We start from the raw sequence: 8,008 nt of genomic DNA, 5'->3' as shown, positions 1-8,008 counted from the left end.
GGGCACCCGCAGACCACGCCGCCACGAATACGCGCCGCATTGCTTCGCGGTGCGCCTCGCGGCCGAGCCCACGGCCTGTCGCTACCTGCCGCCCTATCTCGCGCGGCTCCGGGGCGGGCACTACGTCCAGCCCTACAACGCCGTCACCTTCGTCTTCGTCGAGGACCTGGCCGATGCCTGCCGGCTGGTGCTGTCCTGCCTCCAGCTCCGCCTGATCGGGGTGACGGCGGACGACTTCCCCGCGCCACCCGCCGACATCGGCGGCGAGCATTATTCGGTCTGGCTGGTGATCGCGGTCGAGGGGAAGCGGGGCGATCCGGCGAACCGGCGGACGAGCGACGACCTCGCGGGGGTCACGCACCGCTTCGCGATGTCGAAGGGACGTCTTAGCTCGGCCGGTGATCCCGTCGTGCGGATGCACCTGCCGACGCTGCGCGAGGCCGTCGATCTGGTCCGGGCCTGTCCGCATCTGCGGCTCGCCGCAGACGAGTGGCGGGGGTCGCTGCAGTAGAGCCGGGCGTAGAAATCATGTGAAGCCGCCGTTCGCTGTGCGACGCCGGAAGGTCGGCAGTGCGGGACGGAGCGAGCTTTCGCTGCGATTACTCGAAACGCTGCTTTAATCATAGCGTTTGGAAGGACATAAGGATAGTCCGCAGTTTCCTTATGTATATCCAATGTTGACACAATACGAAGTTGGTCATATTTTACAACGTGGGCAATAGGGAGATCGATCATGCGCATCACGGTTCGCAAGTGGGGCAACAGCGCGGCGGTGCGGCTGCCGGCAGCGGTGATGCAAGCGGCTCGGCTAGAGCTCGACGCGCCCGTGGAGGTGCGTGAGGAGGATGGGCGCGTGGTGATCGAACCGGTGCGCAACCCGGAGGTCGCGCTGTCCGACCTGCTGGCGGGTATCACGGAGACGAACCGCCATGATGCCGTCGAGACCGGTCCCGCAGTCGGTGACGAGGCGTTCTGAGCATTGGCCTATGTTCCCGAGGCGGGCGACGTGGTGTGGCTGACTTTCGATCCGCAAGCCGGGCACGAACAGGCCGGGCATCGACCGGCGCTGGTAATCAGCCCGGCGGCCTACAACCGCATCGGACTGATGCTGTGCTGCCCAATGACGACGAAGGTGAAGGGGTATCCGTTCGAGGTGACGATCGCGCCCGCGCGGCCAGACGATCCACCGAGCGTGGTTCTGGCCGATCAGATCAAGAGCCTCGACTGGCGAGCCAGGCGGGCGCGGCGCAAAGGGCAGGCGAGCGAGGCCGAACTGGCCACCGTGCGGGCCTGCGCCGTGGCGTTGGTACGCGGAAAATGACTAATATTAACTAATCAAAGACGTTCGAAGAGCTCACTGCCTGTCCTGTAAGGGTCTTTTTGTCACCGACACGGCTTGGGCATGATCCGCGTGGCCACCGCCTTCAATCGTACGTAGCCCTGCAAGTTCAGAAGTTGCACAGCTTCAGACAGCGAACGTCAGGCTGTGTCCCTGGCGTCGTCCGGATCGACCGACCATGCGTCCCTGGTCGCCTCGAGCCCCTCCCACGCGACGTAAGGCACGATCAGAAGCGCCGCGACGGGGTCGGCCCACCACCAGCCCAGCCATTGCGTCAGGCCGATCCCGACCAGCACCACCATTGTCTGGTACTGGCAGATCAGCGTGTCCTTGGCGTCGTATTTCAGGGCGGGCGACTCGAGCCGTTTGCCGTAGCGGTACTTGCCCCAGGCCAGAAACGGGTTGACGACGAGCGAGACGAACAGGATCGCGATGCCCCACCAGTTGAAGCCCGGCGCCTCTTGCGACAGGAAGGCGCTCACCGCCTCGTAGAGGATTGCGGCCACCACGATCCAGAAGGCGCAGGCGACGACCGAGAGCGCGACCTTCTTGCGATGCAACACCGTGCGGCGGTCGGCGCCTTTCGCCTCGCCACGCAGCCGCCAGATCAGCGTGCCCGCCGAGGTGGCCTCGACCGTGCTGTCGAGCCCCCAGCTCACCAGCGCCGCGCTGCCCGTGAGCAGGCCCGCGGTCACCGACACGACGACTTCCAGAATATTGTAGACGAGGCTGGCGATCTCGACGCGAATGCCGCGCTTCAGGTTGGCCTGCCGGTCCTTCTGCTGCTCCGCCATGGTTCACTCCCCGCGTGGCCGCACGTTCCAAACGCAGCGGGGGCTACAAGGTTCGGATGTGACGGCAGAATTTGGAGCCGGCGCGAGAAAGGACTTGAACCTCTAGCCGCTAGAGGCCCCATCTCTCCGGCCGGAGATATCGGCAGGAGATCATCATGGAACAGCGCGACGAGCCCGCGAAGGCGTGCGGCGCCTGCTGCGGCGGGCAGGCTGTCCAGGCCTCCAGCGCGCCGCCCGAGGCGGGACGCAGCTTCCGTGTGAACGGCCTCGACTGCGCGGAAGAGGTGGCGATCCTGAACCGCGTCATCGGGCCCGAGGTGGGCGGTGCCGAGCATCTGGCCTTCGACGTGCTCAATGGCCGGATGACGGTGCTGCAAGGTGCGAAGCCGCTCCGCGACGACCAGATCGTCAGGATCGTCGGCTCTACCGGCATGAGCGCCAAGCCCTGGGACGCCGAGTCGGCCGAGGCAGACCAGGCCGCGCATTTCCGCCGCCAGCGGCTCTTCACCGCCCTCTCGGGGGGCTTATGGGCGGCGGGGTTCGTCTGGCACGTCGTGGAGTCGGGTGCGATCGGGGCGGTCGGGCTGTTCTCGGGGCATGGCGAGGTTCCCATACCGCTGATGGAGATTGCGGCCTTCCTGATCGCCATAGTGTTCGGCGTCTGGCTCGTCGCTCCGAAGGCGTGGTCCTCCGCGCGGCGGCTTTCGCCGGACATGAACCTGCTCATGGTCGTGGCCGTCGCGGGCGCCATCGCGCTCGGCGAGTATTTCGAGGCGGCGACGGTGGCGTTCTTCTTCGCCCTGTCACTGACGCTGGAAAGCTGGAGCGTGGGCCGCGCGCGCAACGCGGTCTCGGCGCTTCTGGACCTCGCCCCGCCCACGGCGCGGGTGATCCGCCCCGACGGCACGGAGGCGGACGTGCCGGCGGCGGAGGTGGCGGTCGGCACGCGCTTCGTCGTGCGCGGTGGCGACCGCATCCCGCTTGACGGCGAGGTGACAGACGGCGCGGGCGCCGTCGACCAGGCGCCGATCACCGGCGAAAGCGCGCTCGTGCCCAAGGAGGCGGGCGACGAGGTCTATGCCGGCACGATCAACGGCGAGGGCACGCTGTCGGTGCGCGCGACCAAGCCGGCTTCGGACACGGTGCTGTCGAAGATCATCCGCATGGTGGGCGACGCGCATTCGCGCCGCGCCGAGGTCGAGCAGTGGGTGACCCGTTTCGCCCGCATCTATACGCCCATCGTCATGGCGTTGGCGGTGCTGATCGCACTTGCACCGCCACTGCTTGCGGGCGGGACCTGGGACTACTGGGTCTACAACGCGCTGGTGCTCTTGGTGATCGCCTGCCCCTGTGCGCTCGTCATCTCCACCCCTGTCTCCATCGTCGCGGCGCTGGCCTCCTCGGCGAGGAGCGGCGTGCTGATCAAGGGCGGGGCCTATGTGGAGGCGCCGGCGCGGCTGACCGCGCTGGCCATGGACAAGACCGGCACCATCACCCTGGGCGAGCCGGAGGTGGCGGGCCTGCATCCCTTGGGCGACGCCTCCGAGCGGGAGCTGCTGGAGGCTGCCGTGGCTCTGGAGTCGCGTTCCTCGCACCCGCTTGCCCGCGCTATCCTGGCGCGCGGCGAGCGCGACGGCATCGCGCGCACCGCCGCCGAGGACACGCGCACGATCCCAGGCCGGGGCGTCGAGGGGACGTGGCAGGGCCAGCCGGTCTGGCTCGGCTCCGATCGCTTCGCCGCCGAGAAGGGTCTGGACGGCGCGATCCCGCGCGACCTGGTGGAGCGGATCGAGGGCGCGGGCAGCACGCTGGTCACCGTCGGCGCGGGCGACAGGCTGATGGGGCTGATTGCGCTGCGCGACCGTATCCGCCCCGATGCCCACGCCGTGGTCGCCCGGCTGCACGAGTTGGGGGTCGGCACGATCGTCATGCTGACGGGCGACAACGAACGCACGGCCCGCGCCGTCGCCGCCGAGGTCGGGATCGACGAGGTGCGCGCCGAGCTGCTGCCGGAAGACAAGGTCGCGGCGATCGAGGAGCTGGTTGCGCGGCACGACGTGGTGGCGATGATCGGCGACGGGGTGAACGACGCGCCGGCGATGGCGCGGGCGCATTTTGCCATCGCCATGGGCGCGGTAGGCTCGGACGCAGCCATCGAGACGGCCGACATCGCGCTGATGACCGACGACATCGCGAAGGTGCCGTGGCTTATCGGTCATTCCCGCCGCACCATGGGCGTCATCCGCCAGAACATCGCGCTCGCGCTCGCCACCAAGGCCGCCTTCGTCGCCCTGACGGCGTTCGGGCTTGCCTCGATGTGGGGCGCCATCGCCGCCGACGTGGGGGTGTCGCTACTGGTCGTGGCCAATGCTCTGCGGCTGCTGCGCGCCGGGCGCGACGCGCCGCCGCCCGAGGGCGGTGAGCGGGTCAGCACGCGCATGGCGCAGGGCGCGCTGGCGCACGGGCATTGATCGGCGGCCCGTCGCCCTCTACTCAGGGCTGAAGAACAATGGCCACCGAACCACGGGGCGCGACGGGCAGGCATGATGACACGATTGACGCGGCGCGCGGCGCTCCTCGGGGGCGCGGGCGCCCTCCTTTCCGGCTGCGCGAGCAAGTTCCGGTCCTATGACGGCCCCGCCGTGACCCGGCTGCGGCTTTTCAAGGGGGATAGGCTGCTGGCCCTGGAGGGTACGCGACGTACCCTACGGACCTATCCGATCGGCCTGGGCTTCGCGCCGGTGGGCCACAAGCAGTTCGAGGGCGACGGGCGCACCCCGGAAGGGTCCTACGTCATCGATCGTCGCAACCCCGACAGCAAGTTTCACCTATCCATCGGCATCTCCTATCCGAACGCGACGGACGTCGCCTACGCGGCGGCGGCAGGGCGGCATCCGGGCAGCGACATTTTCATCCACGGAGGGCCCCGGACTGGCATCGACCCGATGAACGTGCGCGACTGGACGGCGGGCTGCATCGCCGTCATCGACCGCCAGATCGAAGAGATCTACGCCATGGTCCGCGACGGGACGCCGATCGACATCCACGCCTGAGGGCTCAGCTCTTGCCCGTCAGTTCCGCCGCCACAGGCGGGCCGCCCCGCCATCCGTAAGCCATGCTGACAACAGCGCCGCCAGAACGAGTGGCGGCAGCACGAGGTCGCCGAGCCGCGCGTAGAGCGTCGCGGGCCGTGCGGCGGGCAGCTCGGCGTCGAGGATGCCGGTCCGCTCCATCCCGAGGCGGGCGAGGATACGACCTTCCGCGTCGATCACTGCCGAGATGCCCGTATTCGCCGCCCGCACGACGGGCAGCCCCTCCTCGACCGCGCGCATCCGGGCCGAGGCGAGATGCTGGCGTGGTCCGATCGAAGTGCCGAACCAGGCGTCGTTGGTGGCGTTGAAGATCCAGCCGGGCCGGATGGCCTTGTCGGCGACGTGGCCCGGAAAGATGATCTCGTAACAGATCGCGACGCCGACAAGCGGCAGGCCGGGAAGCGCCAGCGTGCGCGGTCCCGGCCCCGGCGCGAAGTCGCCCGGCGTCTCCACGAGGCGCGCGACGGGCAGCCAGCGCGGCACGTATTCGCCGAACGGGACCAGATGGTGCTTGGCGTAGTCGGCGATCGGGCCGCCGCCGGCGCCGTATGCCTGCACGGCATTGAAGTAGCGCACCCCCTGTCCGTCCGCGGCGCGGTCGGGCGCCCCCGCCAGAAGCACCTGTCTCGGCCCCAGCATCTCCGCAATGCGGTCTACGGCCGCCGCGTCCTCGCCCAGATAGCCCGGAAAGGCCGTCTCAGGCCAAAGCAGCAAGTCAGCCGCACCGGGCGCTGCCGACAGGCGCAGGTAACGCGCGAAGATCGCCTCGCGCAGCCCCGGTCGCCACTTCTCGGTCTGGGCGACGTTGCCTTGCATGATCCGCAGGCGCACGTCCGTGCCGTCGGGCGGCGGCGCGGCCAGCCGCAGCCAACCGGCACCCGCCGATGCGATACAGATCAGCCCGGCGAGGGCAAACGCGCCCGTCCGCCGCCGCCCGTCCGCGCGTAGCGCGACCGCCGCTAGCGCGGAGACGAGCACCAACACGAAGCCCAGGCCGTAGCTGCCGACCCAGGCGGCAGGCTGGCGGAGCAGGTCGAACTCCGCCAGGGCGTAGCCCGTCAGATTCCAGGGTAACCCGGTCAGCACGTGGCCGCGCAGCCACTCCGCCGCCGTCCAGCAGGTCGCGAAGGCCATCGCGCCCATGGCGCCGCCGGCCTTTAGCCGCGTGAAGGCGGTACAGGCGAGGGCGGGGAACAGGGCGAGGAGTGCGCTCAGGCCCGACACGGCCGGGACGGCCATCCAGCCAAAGCGCTCGGCGTCGACCGCGAAGCTCTCGGCGATCCAGGAGAGCCCGAAGGCGAAGTATCCAAGCCCGAAGGCATAGCCGAGGGCGAGCCCGCGCCGTGGACGCGCACCTGCGACCAGAAGGAACAGCGCCGAGTAGGCCAGCGGCGCAGCCGGCAGCACCGAGAGGGGCGGCAGGGCGAGCACCGCCGCCGCACCGGCCGCGCAGGCGAGCGGGAAGGCCACGCCCCCGCGGGCGGATCGCGCGGCTGCGGCGACGGTCACGAGGCGGGGACGCGATCGGCGAAAAGCGGACGCAGGATCATGAGGGCCGCCCCGCAGACGACCGCCACGTCGGCGAGGTTGAAGGCGGGCCAGTGCCAAGTCCCAGCATAGAAATCGAGGAAGTCTGTGACCGCCCCGAAGCGGAGGCGGTCGACGACGTTGCCGAGCGCGCCGCCGACGATCAGCCCTGCGGCGACGGCCTCGCTGCGTGTTCCGGCGGCGATCATGACCCGCAGCAGCCAGGCGCAGATCGCGGCGGCAACCAAGGTGAGCGCCCACCAGGGCACGTCGCCGAATAGCCCGAATGTCACCCCGGAGTTGCGCCCGAAGACGAGATTGAAGCCAGGCGCGACCGGCACGCCGCCCGCCATGCTTGCAGCCTCCGCGGCGACCAGTGCCTTGCTGGCCTGATCGACCGAGAGCGCCGCAAGCAGCGCGGTGCTGCCCAGGGTCAGGTTCCGATGACGCGTCGCCGGTTCGCTCATCCCAGCCAAACGTCGAGGAACAGCATGAGGACCAACCCCACGGCGAGACCCAGCGTTGCCCGGTTCTGATGGCCGCTTCGATGGGTCTCGGGAATGATTTCGTGGCTGATGACATAAAGCATCGCGCCCGCCGCGAAGGCGAGGCCCCAGGGCAGGAGCGGTTGCGACAGCGTGATGATGCCGGCGCCCAGGAGGCCGCCCACGGGTTCCACGAGGCCGGTCAGGGCAGCGATGCCCCAGGCTCGGCGTCTGGCGTAGCCCTCGCCGAGCAACGAGACAGCCACCGCGAGGCCTTCGGGGGCGTTCTGCAGGCCGATACCGATCGCGAGCGGCAGGCCGCCGGACAGGCCGTCCGCTCCGAAGCCCACGCCCACGGCGAGGCCTTCGGGGAAGTTGTGGATGGTGATCGCGATGATGAAGAGCCAGACGCGCCTGAGCGAGGCGGCCTCGGGCCCCTCGCGCCCGCTCGCAAAATGCTCGTGCGGCAGGCGCTCGTTCATCAGCGCGACCGCGCCCATGCCAAGCAGGATCGAAACGCAGACGATGGCGGCGGGCATCGCACCGTTCTCGAACATCGGCTCGGCGGCATCGAGCGCGGGGATGATCAGGGAGAAGAAGGAGGCGGCCAGCATCACGCCGGCCGCGAAACCGAGCGCCATGTCCCGCGTGGCCCGCGACGGGAGCCGACCGAACAGGACCGGGACCGCCCCGATCGCGGTCAGCGATCCGGCGGCGAGGCTACCGAGGAAGCCGAGCATGATGGGAGACAGATCGGTCACGATCGTCCTC

General features: G+C 69.4%; 9 protein-coding genes. 5 read left to right on the top strand and 4 right to left on the bottom strand.

Annotation, left to right across the window (positions count from 1 at the left end; genetic code table 11):
• The 3 genes from Q1A87_RS16865 to mazF all read left to right on the top strand — a co-directional run.
• Window positions 1-511: hypothetical protein (locus Q1A87_RS16865; RefSeq protein ID WP_299653792.1), on the top strand; the 511-nt coding region annotated here is incomplete at its 5' end.
• A 222-nt stretch (window positions 512-733) separates the two neighbouring features.
• Window positions 734-976 (top strand): AbrB/MazE/SpoVT family DNA-binding domain-containing protein, encoded by a 243-nt coding sequence (locus Q1A87_RS16860; RefSeq protein ID WP_299653789.1) that lies wholly within the window; start codon window positions 734-736, stop codon window positions 974-976.
• Window positions 977-979: 3 nt separating this feature from the next.
• Window positions 980-1,321, top strand: a complete 342-nt coding sequence (gene mazF / locus Q1A87_RS16855) for an endoribonuclease MazF (protein WP_299653786.1) — start codon at window positions 980-982, stop codon at window positions 1,319-1,321.
• Between the two features lie 158 nt (window positions 1,322-1,479).
• Here mazF and Q1A87_RS16850 read toward each other — a convergent pair whose 3' ends face one another.
• A complete protein-coding gene (locus Q1A87_RS16850) occupies window positions 1,480-2,133 on the bottom strand; it encodes a cation diffusion facilitator family transporter (protein WP_299653783.1) in 654 nt (217 codons plus the stop codon).
• A 284-nt stretch (window positions 2,134-2,417) separates the two neighbouring features.
• Between Q1A87_RS16850 and Q1A87_RS16845 the strand changes: the two genes are divergently transcribed.
• The gene (locus Q1A87_RS16845; RefSeq protein WP_299653810.1) at window positions 2,418-4,604 is read left to right on the top strand and encodes a cation-translocating P-type ATPase; all 2,187 of its coding nucleotides are present in this window, start codon (window positions 2,418-2,420) and stop codon (window positions 4,602-4,604) included.
• A 72-nt stretch (window positions 4,605-4,676) separates the two neighbouring features.
• Window positions 4,677-5,186 (top strand): L,D-transpeptidase family protein, encoded by a 510-nt coding sequence (locus Q1A87_RS16840; RefSeq protein ID WP_299653778.1) that lies wholly within the window; start codon window positions 4,677-4,679, stop codon window positions 5,184-5,186.
• Window positions 5,187-5,204: 18 nt separating this feature from the next.
• On the opposite strand, the gene lnt is transcribed toward Q1A87_RS16840, so the two are convergent.
• From lnt to Q1A87_RS16825, 3 genes are read right to left on the bottom strand one after another with little or no spacing between them, the layout of a single operon-like run.
• Window positions 5,205-6,734 (bottom strand): apolipoprotein N-acyltransferase, encoded by a 1,530-nt coding sequence (lnt, locus tag Q1A87_RS16835; protein WP_299653774.1) that lies wholly within the window; start codon window positions 6,732-6,734, stop codon window positions 5,205-5,207.
• Entirely contained in the window at window positions 6,731-7,219 is a 489-nt protein-coding gene (lspA, locus tag Q1A87_RS16830; RefSeq protein WP_299653771.1) for a signal peptidase II, read from the bottom strand. Before lspA ends, lnt begins: the two co-directional genes overlap by 4 nt.
• Window positions 7,216-7,998 (bottom strand): ZIP family metal transporter, encoded by a 783-nt coding sequence (locus tag Q1A87_RS16825; protein ID WP_299653768.1) that lies wholly within the window; start codon window positions 7,996-7,998, stop codon window positions 7,216-7,218. The genes lspA and Q1A87_RS16825 overlap by 4 nt, the downstream gene beginning before the upstream one ends.
• Window positions 7,999-8,008: the final 10 nt, after the last annotated feature.

The sequence above is a fragment of the uncultured Jannaschia sp. genome (assembly GCF_947494055.1).
Lineage (GTDB): Bacteria > Pseudomonadota > Alphaproteobacteria > Rhodobacterales > Rhodobacteraceae > Jannaschia.
The sequence above is the reverse complement of the archived record's forward strand: the minus strand, read 5'-3'. Positions and strand labels throughout refer to the sequence as shown.

What these genes read in the sequence shown, in the direction of transcription:
- Q1A87_RS16860 (WP_299653789.1), top strand. Translation starts at nt 734, where the DNA reads ATGCGCATCACGGTTCGCAAGTGGGGCAACAGCGCGGCGGTGCGGCTG.
- Q1A87_RS16850 (WP_299653783.1), bottom strand. Translation starts at nt 2,133, where the DNA reads ATGGCGGAGCAGCAGAAGGACCGGCAGGCCAACCTGAAGCGCGGCATT.
- Q1A87_RS16840 (WP_299653778.1), top strand. Translation starts at nt 4,677, where the DNA reads ATGATGACACGATTGACGCGGCGCGCGGCGCTCCTCGGGGGCGCGGGC.
- lspA (WP_299653771.1), bottom strand. Translation starts at nt 7,219, where the DNA reads ATGAGCGAACCGGCGACGCGTCATCGGAACCTGACCCTGGGCAGCACC.